This is a genomic window from Alteriqipengyuania abyssalis (assembly GCF_019857185.1).
Classification (GTDB): Bacteria; Pseudomonadota; Alphaproteobacteria; order Sphingomonadales; family Sphingomonadaceae; genus Alteriqipengyuania; species Alteriqipengyuania abyssalis.
In genome coordinates this window covers 300,019-315,810 of sequence record NZ_JAHWXP010000002.1, presented here as the reverse complement: position 1 = coordinate 315,810, position 15,792 = coordinate 300,019, and the positions used below count along the sequence as shown (strand labels likewise).

General features: G+C 65.8%; 20 protein-coding genes. 8 read left to right on the top strand and 12 right to left on the bottom strand.

From position 1 onward, the window contains the following. Positions 1 to 103: 103 nt before the first annotated feature. Complete coding sequence (locus KYN89_RS06660; RefSeq protein ID WP_429699540.1) at positions 104 to 1,621, bottom strand: fumarate hydratase; 1,518 nt, start codon at positions 1,619 to 1,621, stop codon at positions 104 to 106. A gap of 171 nt (positions 1,622 to 1,792) precedes the next feature. Here KYN89_RS06660 and KYN89_RS06655 point away from each other — a divergent pair, with 171 nt between their 5' ends. The 5 genes from KYN89_RS06655 (at position 1,793) to KYN89_RS06635 (ending at position 6,977) form a co-directional block, all read left to right on the top strand. Further along, positions 1,793 to 2,392 (top strand): protein-L-isoaspartate O-methyltransferase family protein, encoded by a 600-nt coding sequence (locus KYN89_RS06655; protein ID WP_222824366.1) that lies wholly within the window; start codon positions 1,793 to 1,795, stop codon positions 2,390 to 2,392. 2 nt (positions 2,393 to 2,394) lie between these two features. Beyond that, a complete protein-coding gene (locus KYN89_RS06650; RefSeq protein ID WP_222824365.1) occupies positions 2,395 to 3,867 on the top strand; it encodes a TolC family outer membrane protein in 1,473 nt (490 codons plus the stop codon). Positions 3,868 to 3,892: 25 nt separating this feature from the next. Further along, complete coding sequence (locus KYN89_RS06645) at positions 3,893 to 4,369, top strand: DUF2497 domain-containing protein (protein WP_222824364.1); 477 nt, start codon at positions 3,893 to 3,895, stop codon at positions 4,367 to 4,369. Between the two features lie 89 nt (positions 4,370 to 4,458). Further along, a complete protein-coding gene (locus KYN89_RS06640; protein ID WP_248285057.1) occupies positions 4,459 to 6,594 on the top strand; it encodes a S9 family peptidase in 2,136 nt (711 codons plus the stop codon). Beyond that, positions 6,591 to 6,977, top strand: coding sequence for a (2Fe-2S) ferredoxin domain-containing protein (locus KYN89_RS06635; protein ID WP_222824363.1), 387 nt, complete (start codon positions 6,591 to 6,593; stop codon positions 6,975 to 6,977). The genes KYN89_RS06640 and KYN89_RS06635 overlap by 4 nt, the downstream gene beginning before the upstream one ends. Positions 6,978 to 6,983: 6 nt before the next feature. On the opposite strand, the gene KYN89_RS06630 is transcribed toward KYN89_RS06635, so the two are convergent. Beyond that, positions 6,984 to 7,307: a hypothetical protein gene (locus KYN89_RS06630; RefSeq protein WP_040379218.1), complete on the bottom strand. Its 324-nt coding sequence runs from the start codon at positions 7,305 to 7,307 to the stop codon at positions 6,984 to 6,986. An 88-nt stretch (positions 7,308 to 7,395) separates the two neighbouring features. Between KYN89_RS06630 and KYN89_RS06625 the strand changes: the two genes are divergently transcribed. From KYN89_RS06625 to xth, 3 genes are all read left to right on the top strand, one after another. Further along, positions 7,396 to 7,827, top strand: coding sequence for a CBS domain-containing protein (locus tag KYN89_RS06625; protein ID WP_054523180.1), 432 nt, complete (start codon positions 7,396 to 7,398; stop codon positions 7,825 to 7,827). A 31-nt stretch (positions 7,828 to 7,858) separates the two neighbouring features. Continuing rightward, entirely contained in the window at positions 7,859 to 8,188 is a 330-nt protein-coding gene (locus KYN89_RS06620) for a HesB/IscA family protein (RefSeq protein ID WP_222824362.1), read from the top strand. A 155-nt stretch (positions 8,189 to 8,343) separates the two neighbouring features. Continuing rightward, positions 8,344 to 9,117, top strand: coding sequence for an exodeoxyribonuclease III (gene xth / locus KYN89_RS06615; protein ID WP_222824361.1), 774 nt, complete (start codon positions 8,344 to 8,346; stop codon positions 9,115 to 9,117). A 75-nt stretch (positions 9,118 to 9,192) separates the two neighbouring features. On the opposite strand, the gene KYN89_RS06610 is transcribed toward xth, so the two are convergent. From KYN89_RS06610 to KYN89_RS06565, 10 genes are all read right to left on the bottom strand, one after another. After that, entirely contained in the window at positions 9,193 to 9,855 is a 663-nt protein-coding gene (locus KYN89_RS06610) for a cell wall hydrolase (protein ID WP_222824360.1), read from the bottom strand. Between the two features lie 216 nt (positions 9,856 to 10,071). After that, positions 10,072 to 10,410: a DUF1491 family protein gene (locus KYN89_RS06605; RefSeq protein WP_222824359.1), complete on the bottom strand. Its 339-nt coding sequence runs from the start codon at positions 10,408 to 10,410 to the stop codon at positions 10,072 to 10,074. Next, positions 10,407 to 10,877, bottom strand: coding sequence for a PaaI family thioesterase (locus KYN89_RS06600; protein WP_222824358.1), 471 nt, complete (start codon positions 10,875 to 10,877; stop codon positions 10,407 to 10,409). Before KYN89_RS06600 ends, KYN89_RS06605 begins: the two co-directional genes overlap by 4 nt. Then, positions 10,864 to 11,325, bottom strand: coding sequence for a PTS sugar transporter subunit IIA (locus KYN89_RS06595; RefSeq protein ID WP_248285056.1), 462 nt, complete (start codon positions 11,323 to 11,325; stop codon positions 10,864 to 10,866). The genes KYN89_RS06600 and KYN89_RS06595 overlap by 14 nt, the downstream gene beginning before the upstream one ends. 103 nt (positions 11,326 to 11,428) lie before the next feature. Continuing rightward, entirely contained in the window at positions 11,429 to 11,995 is a 567-nt protein-coding gene (gene hpf / locus KYN89_RS06590) for a ribosome hibernation-promoting factor, HPF/YfiA family (protein ID WP_054523175.1), read from the bottom strand. Positions 11,996 to 12,044: 49 nt separating this feature from the next. After that, the gene (dnaQ, locus tag KYN89_RS06585) at positions 12,045 to 12,746 is read right to left on the bottom strand and encodes a DNA polymerase III subunit epsilon (RefSeq protein WP_222824357.1); all 702 of its coding nucleotides are present in this window, start codon (positions 12,744 to 12,746) and stop codon (positions 12,045 to 12,047) included. A 37-nt stretch (positions 12,747 to 12,783) separates the two neighbouring features. Beyond that, the gene (gene coaE / locus KYN89_RS06580; RefSeq protein ID WP_222824356.1) at positions 12,784 to 13,392 is read right to left on the bottom strand and encodes a dephospho-CoA kinase; all 609 of its coding nucleotides are present in this window, start codon (positions 13,390 to 13,392) and stop codon (positions 12,784 to 12,786) included. After that, positions 13,389 to 14,246, bottom strand: coding sequence for a shikimate dehydrogenase family protein (locus tag KYN89_RS06575; RefSeq protein ID WP_222824355.1), 858 nt, complete (start codon positions 14,244 to 14,246; stop codon positions 13,389 to 13,391). The genes coaE and KYN89_RS06575 overlap by 4 nt, the downstream gene beginning before the upstream one ends. Continuing rightward, the gene (locus KYN89_RS06570; protein ID WP_222824886.1) at positions 14,243 to 14,833 is read right to left on the bottom strand and encodes a Maf family protein; all 591 of its coding nucleotides are present in this window, start codon (positions 14,831 to 14,833) and stop codon (positions 14,243 to 14,245) included. The genes KYN89_RS06575 and KYN89_RS06570 overlap by 4 nt, the downstream gene beginning before the upstream one ends. Beyond that, positions 14,830 to 15,666, bottom strand: coding sequence for a pyruvate, water dikinase regulatory protein (locus KYN89_RS06565; RefSeq protein WP_222824354.1), 837 nt, complete (start codon positions 15,664 to 15,666; stop codon positions 14,830 to 14,832). Before KYN89_RS06565 ends, KYN89_RS06570 begins: the two co-directional genes overlap by 4 nt. Between the last annotated feature and the right edge of the window lie 126 nt (positions 15,667 to 15,792).

The following is a 15,792-nucleotide window of genomic DNA, read 5'->3' as shown; positions in this document are numbered from 1 at the left end:
GATGTCGGGTGAAACGTCGGTCACGATCCGCCCTCATTGCGCTGCGCGCGCGCGCAAGGCCATGCCGCCGGTCGATGGCAGCCGCACACCGGTCGAGTGCCGCTCAGGATTTCTCGAGCAGCTTTTCCTCCGCGATCCGCTTCTTCCACTGCGCCGGTGCCAGCGTATGGACGTTGTTGCCCTGCGCATCGACGGCGACCGTGACGGGCATGTTCTCGACCGTGAATTCGTAGATCGCCTCCATGCCCAGCTCCTCGAACGCGATCACCTTCGCCTCCTTGATCGCCCGCGCGACGAGATAGGCCGCGCCGCCGGTCGCCATCAGGTAGGCGGTCTTGAAGCGGCTGATCACCTCGACCGCGTCGGCCCCGCGCTCCGCCTTGCCGATCATCGCGAGCAGGCCGAGGTCGAGCATCATCTCGGTGAACTTGTCCATCCGGGTGGCGGTGGTCGGGCCCGCCGGGCCGACGACTTCGCCCATCACCGGGTCGACCGGACCGACGTAGTAGATCGCGCGGCCGCGGAAATCGACCGGCAACTCCTCGCCCGCCTCAAGCATGTCCTTGATGCGTTTGTGCGCCGCGTCGCGGCCCGTGAGCATCTTTCCAGACAGCAGCAAGCGGTCGCCATGGTTCCAGCTCTCCACCTCTTCCTGCGTCAGCGTGTCGAGGTTCACGCGCTTCGCGGCACTGTCGGGCTGCCAGTTGACCTTGGGCCACTGGTCGAGATCCGGCTTTTCGAGGTAACTCGGCCCCGACCCGTCGAGCGTGAAGTGCGCATGGCGGGTGGCCGCGCAGTTGGGAATCATCGCCACCGGCTTGCCCGCCGCGTGGCACGGCCAGTCGAGGATCTTCACGTCGAGCACGGTCGATAGCCCGCCCAGACCCTGCGCACCGATTCCCTGCGCGTTGACCGCATCGAAAATGTCGATTCGCAGCTGCTCGATATCGGTCTGCGCCCCGCGTTCCTTCAGCTGGCCCATGTCGATCGGGTCCATCAGGCTCTGCTTGGCCAGCCGCACGCAATGTTCGGCGGTGCCGCCGATGCCGATGCCCAGCATCCCCGGCGGGCACCAGCCAGCACCCATCGAAGGCACCTGCTCGACCACCCAGTCGACGATATTGTCGCTCGGATTCATCATCTTGAACTTGCTCTTGTTCTCGCTGCCCCCGCCCTTGGCGGCGACATCGATCGAAACCGTGTTGCCCGGCACCATCTCGACCGAAAGCACACAAGGGGTATTGTCGCGCGTGTTGCGGCGGGTGAAGGCCGGATCGGCGAGGATGCTGGCGCGCAGCTTGTTGTCCGGGTGGTTGTAGGCCTGCCGCACGCCCTCATCGACCACGTCCTGCAAGCTGCGTTTGCTGTCGAGGCGGCAGTCCTGCCCCCATTTGACGAACACGTTGACGATGCCGGTATCCTGGCAGATCGGGCGGTGCCCTTCGGCACACATGCGGCTGTTGGTCAGGATCTGTGCGATCGCGTCCTTGGCCGCCGCGCCCTGCTCCGCCTCGTAGGCCTCGCCCAGCGCGCGGATGTAATCCATCGGGTGGTAGTAGGAGATGAATTGCAGCGCGTCGGCCACGCTTTCGATGAGATCATCTTCGCTAATTATCGTCATGTCGCTCATCGACGGGCACCTCCTGCTGATCGAAACCGAAGCGCCACTAGAGCAGCACAAGCCTATGCGACAAGTGATGCGGGTCTTGGCGAGCCTTTCCGCCCCCTATAAGGCACCGCCGAGGCCCGCATCCGCCGATCCACTCCGGCGACAGAAAACGAGACGAGAAACATGATCGCAACCGCGCACAAAGCACCCGACTTCACCGCCGCGCGCCGTCACATGATCGAAAGCCAGCTGCGCACCAGCGGTATCAACGATGCATGGGTGCTGGACCGCATGGCCGCGATCCCGCGTGAAGATTACGTGCCGGAAGCCGCGCGCGCGTCCGCCTATGTCGACCGGACGGTTCCGCTCGGCGCCGGTGTCTTCCTCGCCCCGCCGCTGGCGCAGGGGCAGATCCTGACTCATGCGAAGCCGCGTGCGGACGAACGCACCCTGCTGATCGGCCCCGCAACCGCCTATCTCGCTGCGCTGATCCGCCCGCTGGTCGGCGAACTGCGCGAAGCGATGCCGGACGAAGTGCTGTCGGGCGATGTCGACGGCGCATTCGATCTGGTGATCGTCGATGGCGCGATCGAGCATGTGCCCGCGCAACTGGCGGCGACGCTGGCCCCCTCGGGCCGGCTGGTCACCGGAGTCGTAACGCGCGGCGTGCCCCGCCTCGCAATTGGCCGCCATAGCGGCGCGGATGTTTCGCTGATGACGCTGGTCGAAAGCCAGCTCCCCCGTCTCCCCGCGTTCGACCGACCGCAGAGCTGGACTTTCTGACCATGAAACGCACCGCCCTCCTCGCCCTGACGGCGTCGAGCATTCTGGCTCTCTCCGTACCCGCCTATGCGGACACGCTGAACGAGGCGCTGGCCGAAGCCTATCGCACCAACCCCACGCTGCAGGCCGCGCGCGCGCAGCTGCGTGCCACGGACGAAAATGTTGCGATCGAGAAGGCCGACGGACGGCCGAGCGTCACCGGATCCGCCGCGCTGACCGAAGTGCTGATCCAGAATTCGACGAGCTTCTTTGCGCCCGCCCGCTCGCTGAGCGCCGGGGTCGATCTCGGCGTGCCGATCTATTCGGGCGGTGCGGTCAAGAACTCGATCCGTGCCGCGGAGCAGCGGGTCGAGGCGGGTCGCGCGGATCTGCGCGGGACCGAGAGCGCAATCTTCAGCCAGGTCGTCGCCGCCTATATGGACGTGCTGCGCGGCGAGGCGCTGGTCGGCCTCAGCGCCAATCAGGTCCAAGTGCTCGAAGTCAATCTGCGCGCCACAAGCGACCGGTTCGAGATCGGCGATCTGACCCGGACCGACGTCGCCCAGTCGCAATCCCGCCTCGCGCTCGCGCGCGGCGATTTGCGATCGGCGCAGGCCGGACTGATCCAGGCGCGCGAAAGCTACATCCAGCTGGTCGGCTCTGCCCCGGGCGAACTCGAACCGCCACCCCCGCTGCCGGGCCTGCCGGACGATCCCCGGATGGCGGTAGATATCGCGCTGGACAATAATCCCGACCTGATCGCCGCGCGCGAACGTGCGCAGGCCGCAGGATACGATATTGACGTCGCAGGAGCGACCCGCCTTCCTCGCGTGTCCGCCTTCGCCGGCTACGACTACCAGAACTTCCTCGGCTCGGTCCCCGATTCGCCGACCGGGCCCAGTCCCCAGACTGCCGACGCCTCATCCGCCGGCCTGACCCTGTCGATCCCGATCTTCCAGGGCGGGCGGCCTGCGGCGCTGCAACGCCAGGCGCAGGCCCGCGCCTCTGCCGCACTCGACCAGGTGATTGCTGCGGAACGCGACGTGATCGCGCAGGTGCGTGCGGCCTATGCGACCTATTCCGCCGCGCTGGCAATCATCGACAGCTCGCGCGAGGCGGTTGCCGCAGCCGAGCTCAGCCTCGAAGGCGTGCGCGCAGAAAACTCGATCGGCAACCGCACCGTGCTCGACGTGCTCAATGCCGAGCAGGAATTACTGCTCGCACGGGTCGATCTCGTCACCGCGCGCCGCAACGCCTACGTCGCCGGCTTCTCCCTGTTGGCAGCAATGGGCCGTGCAGAGGCCCGCGATCTGGGCATCGAAGGCGGTGCGCTCTACGATCCGCTGGCCAATTACGATCGCGTGTCGGACCGCTGGAGCGACTGGGCCAGCGATCCCGAACCCGAAGCCGCCGGCACACGAACCGTTGACATTCCCGCCGCCGACGCGGAAATCGGCAACGTCTACGGCCCGATGATCGAGCCGGGGCAGAACTGAACGACCACTGTCGGGGGACGGAAACTTGCGGGACGGCGAAGCGTCGGTCGAGGAAATTCTCGATTCCATCAAGAAGGTGATCGCGCGCGACAATCGCGCGGGCGCGCTGGATGCGCGGCGGCGGCGCGAACGCGCCAGCCGTGCGGAGCCGGTTCTTGAGGAAGAGGCCGACGAGGTGTTCGATCTCGCAGAAGCCGATCTGGTCGAAGACGACGATATGACGGACGCCGGGCACGCCGCCGGCCATGAAGATGAACAGGACGAACCTCTGATGAGCGCCACTTCGCGCGAATCCCTGCGTGACAATCTCGCGACCCTCGCGCTGCTGGCAGAGCCGGGCGCGCAGCCGCAGATCGTCCGCTCGGGCGAAACCTCGCTCGAAGGCATGGTGCGCGAGATGCTGCGCCCGATGCTGGCCGACTGGCTCGACAAGAACCTGCCGCCGATGGTGGAGGAGCTGGTCCGCCAGGAGATCGCGCGAATCGTCAAAAAGCAGGACTGATCCGCGCTGGAGGTGTTGGCCCCGCGCCACCCCGACTCGTCACCAGAATTCGCTTGCGAGCCACGGCGACAGGCTTAGTTTCGCGCGCCATGCGCAAGGCTTTTAAACCGCTCGCCCTTCTCGCCGCCTCCGCGGCGTTCGTCACCACCCCCGCAATCGCGCAAGAGACTGCCCAGAGCAGCGCCGTCCAGCCGACGGCCCCGCATCCGATGACCGCGCTCGACCTGGTCACCATGCCGCGTCTCGGGGGGCCGAGCGTCAATGATGACGGCACGCTGGCGCTCTATTCGGTCACCACCACCGATCCCGAATCGCTTGCCCGCAGCACGCAGTACCGGGCCCGCACGATCGCCACCGGGGAAGAGGTCGTCGCGACCATGCCCGAAGGCGCGTCCTCGCCCGTCTTCGTCGGCGATGACGAAGTCTATTTCCTCGCGCCCGGCGGCGAAGGGTCGACCGGCGCGCAGGTGTGGCGCGGGGCGCTGCGCGGCGACGGCACGCTGGCCGATCTGCATCAGGTGACCCAGCTGACCCGCGAGGTCGGCGGATTCGAAGTCTCGCCCAATGGCGAAAGCCTCGCGATCTTCGGCAATGTGCCACGCGGCTGCGCGCAGTTCGACTGCCCCGATGCCGCCACAACCGCGACCGGTTCCGGCAGGCTGTACGACAATGAAGACGGCTTCGTGCGGCACTGGGATACGTGGGAGACACCCGATGTGTTCAGCCGCGTGTTCGTGTTCCCGCTGTCGGGCGGCAAGGCGTGCGGCCCGGGCGTTGCGGTCGACGGGCCAGACGGCGAAGGCGCGCTGGTCGGCGACACGCCGCTGCAGCCCTTCGGCGGGCTTGAAGACATGGCGTGGAGCCCGGACGGCAAGACGCTCTATTTCGTCGCCCGCGAATCGGATGCGGCAGAGCCGACCTCGACCGACACCGATATCTACAGCTTCACCATGGGCGACACCGCCCCCGCCAACCTGACCGACGCGAACGAGGCGACCGACGGCACCCCCGCACCGTCGCCCGACGGCAAGTGGCTCGCCTATCTCGCGATGGAGCGGCCCGCATACGAAGCGGACCGGCTGCGGATCATGCTGCGCGATCTCTCGACCGGAGAAACCCGCGCGCTGACGCAGGATTTCGACCGCAGCTTCGGCTCACTCGCCTGGACCCCCGATTCGCGCTGGATCGTCGCCACAGCGCAGGACGTGCTCGACACGCCCGCCTTCCGGATCGACCCGCGCACCGGCACGGTGACCAAGCTCGACCTGATGCCCGGCAACGAAGCGCATATCGGTAACGTGACCCCGCTGGATGGCCAGCGCCTATTGTTCACCCGCGATTCGATCGCTGCCCCGGCCGAAGTCTACCTGTCGCGCAACTGGGGTGAGGCAGACCGGCTGACCAGCGTCGCGACCGACCGGATCGATGCACTCGCCCCGGTCGAGACCCGCCGGTTCGATTTCGCGGGCGCGAATGGCGACACCGTGTGGGGCCAGATCACCAAGCCTTCCGGCGCGACCGGTACGCTGCCTGCGATTCTCTACGTCCACGGCGGGCCGCAGGGTTCGTTCAACGATGGCTGGTCGAGCCGCTGGAACCCGCGCGTGCTGGCGAGCCAGGGCTATGCGGTGATCTCGGTCGATTTCCACGGGTCGACCGGATATGGACAGGCCTTCACCGATGCGATCAACCGCGACTGGGGCGGCAAGCCGCTGGAGGACCTGCAAAAGGGCCTCGCCGCCGCGCTCGCACTCGATCCGCAGATCGACGGCGACAAGGCCTGCGCAATGGGCGCGTCCTACGGCGGCTACATGATGAACTGGATCGCGGGGAACTGGTCCGACCGGTTCGACTGCCTGGTGCAGCACGACGGCCTGTTCGACATGCGCAGCTTCTATTACGCGACCGAAGAACTGTGGTTTCCCCGCTGGGACTTCGGCGGCAGCTACGCCGTGGCGCGCGACACTTACGAGCGCTGGAACCCGGTGAACTACGTCGACAGCTGGCAGACCCCGATGCTGGTGGTCACCGGAGAGAAGGATTTCCGCGTGCCCTACACCCAGGGCATCGGCGCCTTCACCGCCTTGCAAGAGCGCGGCATCCCCTCGCAGCTGCTGGTCTTCCCGGACGAGAACCACTGGGTGCTCAAGCCTGCCAACTCGCTGCAGTGGCACGACACCGTGTTCGCCTGGCTCGATCGCTGGCTGGGCGAAGACTCCGAATGAACAAGGCCAGGGAACTGCGCAAGGCGCGCGAGGCACTCGCCAAGACCGGTGGAGAGCGCGCCGCGCGGCACATCTTCCTGTGCGCGATGCCGGAAAAGGCGAAGTGCTGCGATCGTGCGCAGGGCAAGGAATCCTGGAACTACCTCAAGAAACGGCTGAAGGAGCTGCGGATCGGCCCGTCGAAGGATGAGGGGCAGGATCTGCTGGTCCGGCGGACCAAGGCGGACTGCCTGCAGATCTGCGACGCGGGGCCGATCGCGCTCGTCCAGCCCGATGGCGTCTGGTACCACTCGTGCAAGCCTGAGGTGCTGGAGGAGATCATCCAGCAGCACCTTATCGGGGGCGAACCGGTGGAGGCGTATCGCCTGTATCCGGAGCGCTGAGGGCTCTCAGCGCCGCCAGTCGTCCTCGCCGCTGTCGTGCCAGCCATCCTCGTCGGCCAGCGGGTTGTGGATCGATTCGTCGTGGCCGGTCCCGTTGGAGAGGAACACCAGCCCCATCAGCGCGCTGGCAAGCAGCATCGTCAGCCCGATGCCCAGCGCGACCGCGATGAAGAAATGCGGGCTGACCTCCGCCTCGCTCCAGAAGATCGCCGCCATTGCCGCTGCGACCACGATGATCGTCACCAGCAGCATGAAGCGCATGATCCGCTTGTAGCGCGCCCAGGCGAAGGCAGCCTGTTCGGGATCGTCGAGCGGGGATTTGGGCGGCATCGGGCCCTCCTGTGGCAGGGTGTCGCGCAGATTCGCCAAAACGCACCCTTCGTGTCATGATCCTCATCCAAAAAAAGGAGAGCTGAGGATGGATATCGAACGGCTTGTCGCGGATCGCGATCCTCATGACATCGTGAGCTGCCAGACGCAAACTCCGATGCGCGACGCGGTCGCGCTGCTCGCGGAGAAGCGGATCGGCGCGCTGCCGGTGATGGACGGCGGCAAGGTTGCAGGCATCTTTTCCGAACGCGACGTGATCTATTGCATGGCTGCGCAAGGCCCGTCCTGCCTCGAAAGGCCAGTGGGCGAGGTCATGACGTCGCCCGCAATCACCGTGACGCGCGATCAGAAGATCGACCAGGCGCTGGCGCTGATGACCAAGCGGCGCATTCGCCACCTCCCGGTGGTCGAGGACGATGCACTGCTCGGCTTCGTCTCGATCGGCGATCTGGTCAAATCGCGCTTCGACGAGGTGGAGCGAGAGGCCGAGGATTTGCGTAGCTACATCCAGACGGCTTGAGGCCAGGCCCCCTCGCGCCCATATCGTAGCTATGACCGATACTCCCGCTCTCACGCAAGCCGCCGCAGCGCGCGTCTCCGCCATTGCCAGCAAGCAGGGCAAGCCCGCGGTTTTGCGGCTCACCGTGGATGGTGGCGGATGCTCGGGCTTCCAGTATCGCTTCGAACTGGCCGATGGGCCCGAGAGCGACGACCTGACCAGTGAGACCGACGGGGTGACTCTGGTGGTCGATCCGGTCAGCCTTGATCTGGTAGCAGGCAGCAAGGTCGATTTCGTCGAATCGCTGGGCGGCGCGGCCTTCCAGGTCGAGAACCCGCAGGCCGCCGCCGGCTGCGGCTGCGGCTCCAGCTTCGGCATCTAATGCATGATCCGCGTTTCGCCTTCGGCCAAACGCTTGCACGGTGCCAGCCCACACCCCCACCCGGCCAACCCGACAGGATAATTCCATGGGCTGGTCGGGTGGGGGTGTGGGCTGGTACCGCCACGTCCATCTGACAAGATGGACAGCCAGAAAAAATGAAAATCGCCACCTTCAACATAAACGGGATCAAGGCCCGTCTGCCCCGCCTGCTCGAATGGCTGGAGGAAACCCAGCCCGACGTCGCGTGCCTGCAGGAAATCAAGTCGCAGGACGACGGCTTCCCTGCCAGCGAGTTCGAGAAGATCGGCTATCAGGCGCTGTGGCACGGGCAGAAGAGCTTCAACGGGGTCGCCGTGCTCGCCAAGCAGGGTCTGACCATGGAAGAGCGTCAGCGCGGCCTGCCCGGTGACGAGAGCGACGATCAGGCGCGTTATCTGGAGGTCGAGGTCGATGGGGTGGTCATCGCCAATCTCTACCTGCCCAACGGCAATCCCCATCCCGGCCCCAAATTCGATTACAAGCTGGCGTGGATGGAGCGGCTGCGCGCGCGTATGGCGGCGCTGTGGGCGCAGGAGAAGCCCACGATCGTGCTCGGCGATTTCAATGTCATCCCGCAGGACAAGGACGTCTGGTCACCGCCCGCGATGGCGGACGACGCGCTGATGCAGCCCGAATCGCGCGATGCCTATGCCCGCCTGCTGGGGGACGGGTGGACCGACGCGATCGACACGCTCAACCCGCGCGGCGGGGTGTGGACCTTCTGGGACTATCAGCGCGGCGCCTGGCAGCGCGATCACGGCTTCCGCATCGACCACTGCCTGCTCTCGCCCGAACTTGCTGACCGCTTGCAGGCGGCGGGCGTCGACAAGCACGCACGCGGCCGCGAGAAGGCCAGCGATCATGCACCCGTGTGGGTCGAGATCGCCTGAGGATGTACCATCACGCGAAAGGGGCGCAGCACCCTCCCGTGCCGCGCCCCCTTAAAATAATCGATCCGGTATCGCTTACCGATAGAAGATGTGCGTCTTGATGGTCGCCCGAGCGACCTTCTTGCGCGCCCAGCTCGGCTTCACATAGGTCGCGTGGAAATAGAGCGAGTCTTCCGCCGCGCTGTTCCACATGCCTTCGTGTGCGATGCGCGCGATCTTGCGCGCACGTTCCCATGCGGCGGCATTGCTGCGGCGGCTGGGGATGACGCCGTTCTTGACGAAGGAGAACTGCGAGCGCTGGGTGACAACCCCGCAATAATCCGAAGGGAAGGCCGAGGATTCGGCGCGGTTGATGATGACCTGCGCCACCGCCAGCTGGCCTTCGATCGGCTCACCGCGCGCTTCGAAATAGACTGCGCCTGCCAGGCATTCGAGCTGGCGCGACAGCGTCGCGGGTGCATCGACCTCGGCGACCAGTTCGCGCAGCGATGCTGCCTGCGGCGTGGCTGCGTCGGCGACCTGCGCCGTCTCGTCCGCCTCGCTTGCGTTCTCTTCCGGCAGCGGCTGAACCACTTCTTCGGAGATGAACACCGGATCGGCCGAAGCCTCCGGCTGCGGCGCGATGGAAATTTCAGTGTCGCCCTGTTGGGCTTGCGCGTCCGCGTAGGTGAACCCTGCGGATGCGATCAGTCCAGCTGCGACAAACGCCGCAAAGCCGAATTTCGTCTTGCTACCCATTGATCCCGTTCAAAGGGCGGTGAACGAACACAGACGCAGGCTGGAACCATCACGCGCCGAAGCGCTTGTTGAAGTTGTGTAAGGTGTGAGGGTTCTTGAAAGGCCTGCCGGCCGTTCCCCGACTGCGTGCTTATCGATGCGACCGTATTGCCGCTTCGACCGCCTGCGCAAATTCGAAGTCGCGGGCCCTTTGCCTGTGCGGCGCGCTAGGTCAAGTTAAGGCCGCATTTGTGCGACGAACCGTTGTGCATTTTCGACCTGTAGCTCTACCACCCACAAATCCTCGTCCTGAGCGTGTCTTCGATCGCAATATTCGTAGATTTCCCCTTCGTTTTCAGGGGTTTTCTCCTGCGTTACTTGCCATTCAAAGCCAAACCCGGCGGACGGGCGTCTTTCGACTAGTTTCACGCTTCCGTCTCGCTCGCGCAGCAAAACAATATAGGTGCCGCTTTCCCGGTCACCTTTGGCAAGGATAACTCCATTGCCGCCCTCTGCCGAAACCTGCCGCAAAAGAGCACTCACCAGCAGGTGAGTCGGCAGCCGCGAATCGCTCATTGCGATTCGTCCGCGTATCCTTCGAGGCCTGAAAGCGGAATGCGCGAGCGCATGAAGGTGCCGGTGCCGCGCCCGATCTCGTCACCCTCTTCATCGACCAGCCGCGATTCGGCGACCAGCACGCGCCGTCGCCCGCTGATCCACACGCCCGACGCAGTCACCCGCCCACCGCGCACCGGCTTGGTGAAATGGGCGTTGAACGCGGTCGTCAGCAGGAATCGGTCGGTGACCAGAGTGTTAGCGGCGTAAAAGGCCGCGTCGTCGAGCATCTTGAAGTAGACGGTGCCATGCGCCGCACCCGCCGCGTGATACACGCTTTCGGTAATATCGAACTCGATCCGCGCGCGGCCTTCACCCTCAATGGTGAGGCCCGATGCGAACAGCGCGTTGATCGGGGCCGAGCGATAGAGCCGCTCGAGCGCGCGATAATGGGCGGCGGGCCCCGGCGTGTCCTCAGGCTGCGTCACGCAGACCCGAATTTGCGATGATCGCGAACAGCTCTTCCTCGCTGCGCGCTTCGAACAACTGGTGCAGCACGCGTTCGTCGCGCGTCACGCGGGATATCGCCGCGAGCGCATGGAGGTGCTGAGCACCCGCATCGCTGGGCGAGAGCAGGCCCACCACCAGCCGCACGGGGATACCGTCGGCAGCGTCGAAATCGACGTCGCGGTCGAGATGGATCAGCATCGCCAGCGGGCTCTCGATCGTCTCCAGCCGGGCGTGCGGGATCGCAACTGCCCGGCCGAAGCCGGTGCTGCCGAGCGCCTCGCGTTCGCGCAGCGCATCCAGCACCATGCCCTCGTCGAGCCCATAGGCGGATGCAAATCCGCGCGCGAGCTCGGCAAGGATGGCACGCTTGTCGCTGCAATGGGCGCAGCGAACCGCCTCGGGAAGCAATCGGAACGGACTCGGCAAGGTACTGTGCTTTCGTGAGCTGACGTCAGGTCTGGCGTGATGCCGCAAGAGGCGCGGCGGGCGCGCCCTTGCTGGTTGGCATCAATGCCGAACCGCGGGCGCGTCAGTGAGGCTCCACCCATCCGATCGAGCCGTCGTGGCGGCGATAGACCATATTATGGCGGCCACTGCCAGCATTTTTGAAGAACAGCGCGTTGGTGTCGCGCAGATCGAGCAGCATGACCGCATCGGCGACCGAAACTTCGGGGATGTCCGTCTTGGTCTCGGCGACTACGGGTGCCGCTTCGTCGACCTCGCTCTCGTCTTCTTCGGCCCGTGCTGCGAAGATCCGGTAGGCCGCTTCCTCCGCCTCGGGCGACAGCGCGCGGTCGGTGTGCTTTTCGCTCAGCCGGCGCTTGTAGCGGCGCAGCTGCTTTTCGAGCTTGGCGGCCGACGCGTCGAGCGCCTGGTGGATGTCATGCGCCTCACCGCGCGATTTCAGCGTCAGGCCCTGCTTGATATGAGCCACGATATCGCACGAGAACGCCCCGCCCGGCACCTTGCCGAAGGTGGCGTGGGCGGAAATCGCGCGGCTGAAATACTTGTCGACGATGGCGGCGAGACGATCGGTCGCGTTTTCCTGCAAGGCGGCGCCGGTGTCGATCTGGTGGCCCGAAATCCTGACATCCATGCTCAGCAATACTCCTTCTTATTGGCCGCCTTCGGGGGGAGGGCGGGGCCTATCTATGCCAGATAGGTCTTGTCATACGGTCAAGAAAGGCCGCGTGGGCTGCGAGTTCCTGTTCGCTTGCGGAATGGGGCCGGGCCGGGCGCCGCGGGCGATCGCCGGAGGGCAGCATCGCGGCCAGTTCGGGCTCGGCGGGAGCGGTATCGCCTTCGCCAATCTCGCCAATCAGGCCCATCGCGATCTGTCGCCCGCCGGTCAGCTCGATATAGACCTGCGCGAGCAGCTCCGCGTCGAGCAGAGCGCCGTGAAACACGCGATGGCTGCGATCTACGCCGTAGCGCGAACACAGCGCATCGAGCGAATGCTTGCCACCCGGGTTCTTGCGCCGTGCCATCTCCAGCGTGTCGATCTTGCGGGTCAGGCAGATCGGCTCGCGCGTGCACAGCTCCAGCTCGGCGTTGAGGAAGGCGAAGTCGAACCCGGCATTATGCGCCACCAGCATGTCGTCACGGACGAAATCGAGCAACTCGTCGACCGCGTCGGCGAAACGCGGCTTGTCCGCGAGGAACTGTGCACTCAGGCCGTGAATCGCCTCGGCTTCGGCGGGCATGTCGCGTTCGGGGTTGTAATAGGCGTGGAAGGTTTCGCCGGTCGGCATCCGGTCGACCAGCTCGACACAGCCGATTTCGACCATCCGGTGCCCCTGCTTGGGGTCGATCCCGGTGGTTTCGGTATCGAAGATGATTTCGCGCATGGCCGGAGTATCGGCCTCCATGGGCCAACTGGCAAGGTCAGGCGGGGGAAGGGCGCTCGCTTTTCAATAGGGCGATCAGTTCGGTGACCTCCGCCTCGGTTTCGGCGAGCGACTGGCCGGTATCGATGATGTGATCGGCGCGCGCGCGCTTGTCCTCGTCCGGGGTCTGCAGCGCGAGGATCTGCTCGAATTTCTCTTCGGTCATGCCCTCGCGCGCCAGCACCCGCTCGCGCTGGACGGGATGCGGGGCGGAGACCACCACCACCCGGTCGACCCCGCCCGCGCCACCCTTTTCGAACAGGAGCGGGATGTCGAACACGATGATCGGCGTGTCGCTGTTCTCCGCGAGGAAGGCCGCGCGACGCTGTGCCACCGCCGGGTGCATGATCGCTTCGAGCCGGGCGAGCTCTTCGCGGTTCCCGAACACCAGCGCGCCCAGCTTGCCGCGATCGACACCCTCGGGCCCGGTCGTGCCGGGAAAGGCCGCCTCGATCGCGCCGAGCACCGGACCGCCCGGCCCCTGCATCGCGCGAACCTGCGCATCGGCATCGAACACGGGCACGCCGTGCGCCTCGAACATCGCGGCGACTGCCGATTTGCCCATCCCGATCGAACCGGTCAGACCGAGGATCAGCGGGCGCGTCATGCGCCCAGCCGCTCGCGCAGTTCGGCATCGTGCTCGCGCGGGGGAGGGGCCCCGTAGAACAGGCGGAACGCCTCCGCTGCCTGCCCGATCAGCATTGCCAGCCCGTCGATCGTCGGATGGCCCGCCGCGCGTGCGGCTTGCAGGAATGCGGTGTCGAGCGGGTCGGTAACGATGTCGTATGCGATCGCGCCGGGCGGTGCGTGGCTCCAGTCGAAGGCGAGCTCGTCCTTGCCGCGCATCCCCAGCGGGCTGGCATTGACCACCAGATCGAGCAGGCCCTGCCGGTCGTCGAACGCGAAATCGGTCGGCGCGGCAAAGTGGTCCAGCAGGACGACATGGTGCTCGGTTGTGCCGGGCAGCTGCGCGATCAGCTCTTCGGCCTGTTCGGTTCGGCGGGCGGCGAGCACGAGGGTGAAGCCTTGCGCGGCCAGCGCATGGGCGATCGCCCGCGCGGCCCCGCCCGCACCGATGATCCGCGCCATGCGAAACAGGTGCGTGTCCCGCAGCCGCTGCGTGAGCGGTTCGAGAAACCCGGCGGCATCGGTGTTGGTCCCGGCAAGCACGCGATCGAACGCGGGGTAGATCGTGTTGACCGCACCGATTGAGGCGGCCGGGTCTTCCATCGAAGCCAGATACGGCTGGACTGCCTGCTTGAGCGGCATGGTCACGTTGCAGCCGCGCCAGTTCGGGTCGGCCTGCCGCTCCGCGAGATAGTCCGCCAGATTGTCCTCGGTCACGCGGGTGGCGCGGTAATCCGCCTCGATCCCCAGCTTCTCCAGCCAGAAGCGGTGGATCGCGGGCGACTTGGACTGGGCGATGGGATCGCCGATCACCTCCGCAAAGGGCATGCTCATGAGGCCAGCACATCCTCGTCGCGCAGCGCGCCGAGCACCTGCAGCAGCGGCATGCCCAGGATGGTGAAATAGTCGCCCTGGATTCGCTCGAACAATTGCACGCCCAGCCCCTCGATCCGGAATACCCCGACGCACTGGGCGACCTCGGGCCATTCGGTGGCGAGGTAGGATTCGATGAAATCCTCGGTCAGATCGCGCACATGCAGCGTGGCGACGTCCTCGCCCAGCCACACGATCCGGCCGTCGCGGGCCAGAGCGGCCGCGCTGTAGAGATGGAGCGGCTTGCCCGAGAAGAACCGCAGGTGCTGGGCCGCCGCATCGCGGTCGCGCGGTTTGTCGAACCGCTCGCCCTCGACCATCACCAGACTGTCACCCCCCAGCACCATCGCGCCGCGATTATCCGCAGACACCGCGCTGGCCTTTGCTGCGGCGAGGGCCTGCGCGATCTCTGCGGGCGGCGCATCGGCCATCTCGGCTTCTAGCGCGCGCTCATCCACATCGGCACCAATCGCAGAGGCGATGGAGACGCCCGCCGCCTCCAGCATGGCGCGGCGCGAGGCGCTGTTCGAGGCGAGGATCAGGGTCAGATCGGCTTCTCCTGCGGCTTGGTGCGCGAGCCATGTTCGCCGGCCAGCTTGATGATCGCGGCGGCGGTTTCTTCGATCGAGCGGCGGGTGACGTCGATCACCGGCCAGTTATTGTCCGCAAACATGCGCCGTGCGAAGCGGATTTCCTCCTCCACCCGCTCATGCTCGGCATAGGCAGTCTGCGATGCTTCGTTGAGCGAGAGCAGGCGGTTGCGGCGGATCTGCACCAGCCGGTCGGGCGCGGTGGTCAGGCCGACGATCAGCGGCCCGCTCAATTCGAACAGCACCGGCGGCGGCGGGCTTTCGATCACCAGCGGGATATTGGCGACCTTGTAGCCGCGGTTGGCGAGATAGATGCTTGTCGGCGTCTTCGATGTGCGCGAAACCCCGGTCAGCAGGATATCGGCCCGGTGCCAGTCTTCGCTGCCCACCCCATCATCATGTGCGATGGTGAAGTGGATCGCATCGACCCGCTTGAAATAGGCATCGTCCATCCGGTGCTGGCGACCGGGGCGGCCATGCGCCTCTTGCCCGAGATGGTTTTCGAGCGCGGTGGTCACCACCCCCAGCGCGTCCACCGCGGGCAGGCCCAGCTGTCGACAGCGATCTTCGAGCAGGTCGCGCGTATCCTCGTTCACCAGGGTATACAGGATCAGGCCGGGCGCCTTTTCCAGTTCCGGCATGATCCGCTCCAGATGCTGGCGCGATCGCACCATCGGCCAGAAATGGCGCACCACGTCCGCCCCTTCGAACTGGGCGAGCGCGGCGTTGGCGACCATCTGAAGGGTCTCACCGGTCGAATCGGAGAAGAGGTGAATATGCGTGCGCGCCAAGGGATGATCCGGCCTGTGGAAAGCTCTCGGGATAAACCACTTCATATCCGCAAGGACAAGTCCGGCACGGTTTTCCTGCCCACCGGCCCCCGGATTCACACCGGGGGTTTGCCAACAGGGATGGCC

What these genes read in the sequence shown, in the direction of transcription:
- dnaQ (WP_222824357.1), bottom strand. Translation starts at nt 12,746, where the DNA reads ATGCGCGAAATCATCTTCGATACCGAAACCACCGGGATCGACCCCAAG.
- KYN89_RS06630 (WP_040379218.1), bottom strand. Translation starts at nt 7,307, where the DNA reads ATGCCGCCCAAATCCCCGCTCGACGATCCCGAACAGGCTGCCTTCGCC.
- KYN89_RS06660 (WP_429699540.1), bottom strand. Translation starts at nt 1,621, where the DNA reads ATGACGATAATTAGCGAAGATGATCTCATCGAAAGCGTGGCCGACGCG.
- KYN89_RS06620 (WP_222824362.1), top strand. Translation starts at nt 7,859, where the DNA reads ATGACCGATACTCCCGCTCTCACGCAAGCCGCCGCAGCGCGCGTCTCC.
- hpf (WP_054523175.1), bottom strand. Translation starts at nt 11,995, where the DNA reads ATGGATGTCAGGATTTCGGGCCACCAGATCGACACCGGCGCCGCCTTG.
- KYN89_RS06610 (WP_222824360.1), bottom strand. Translation starts at nt 9,855, where the DNA reads ATGGGTAGCAAGACGAAATTCGGCTTTGCGGCGTTTGTCGCAGCTGGA.
- xth (WP_222824361.1), top strand. Translation starts at nt 8,344, where the DNA reads ATGAAAATCGCCACCTTCAACATAAACGGGATCAAGGCCCGTCTGCCC.
- KYN89_RS06635 (WP_222824363.1), top strand. Translation starts at nt 6,591, where the DNA reads ATGAACAAGGCCAGGGAACTGCGCAAGGCGCGCGAGGCACTCGCCAAG.
- KYN89_RS06625 (WP_054523180.1), top strand. Translation starts at nt 7,396, where the DNA reads ATGGATATCGAACGGCTTGTCGCGGATCGCGATCCTCATGACATCGTG.
- KYN89_RS06655 (WP_222824366.1), top strand. Translation starts at nt 1,793, where the DNA reads ATGATCGCAACCGCGCACAAAGCACCCGACTTCACCGCCGCGCGCCGT.
- coaE (WP_222824356.1), bottom strand. Translation starts at nt 13,392, where the DNA reads ATGACGCGCCCGCTGATCCTCGGTCTGACCGGTTCGATCGGGATGGGC.
- KYN89_RS06650 (WP_222824365.1), top strand. Translation starts at nt 2,395, where the DNA reads ATGAAACGCACCGCCCTCCTCGCCCTGACGGCGTCGAGCATTCTGGCT.
- KYN89_RS06575 (WP_222824355.1), bottom strand. Translation starts at nt 14,246, where the DNA reads ATGAGCATGCCCTTTGCGGAGGTGATCGGCGATCCCATCGCCCAGTCC.
- KYN89_RS06605 (WP_222824359.1), bottom strand. Translation starts at nt 10,410, where the DNA reads ATGAGCGATTCGCGGCTGCCGACTCACCTGCTGGTGAGTGCTCTTTTG.
- KYN89_RS06640 (WP_248285057.1), top strand. Translation starts at nt 4,459, where the DNA reads ATGCGCAAGGCTTTTAAACCGCTCGCCCTTCTCGCCGCCTCCGCGGCG.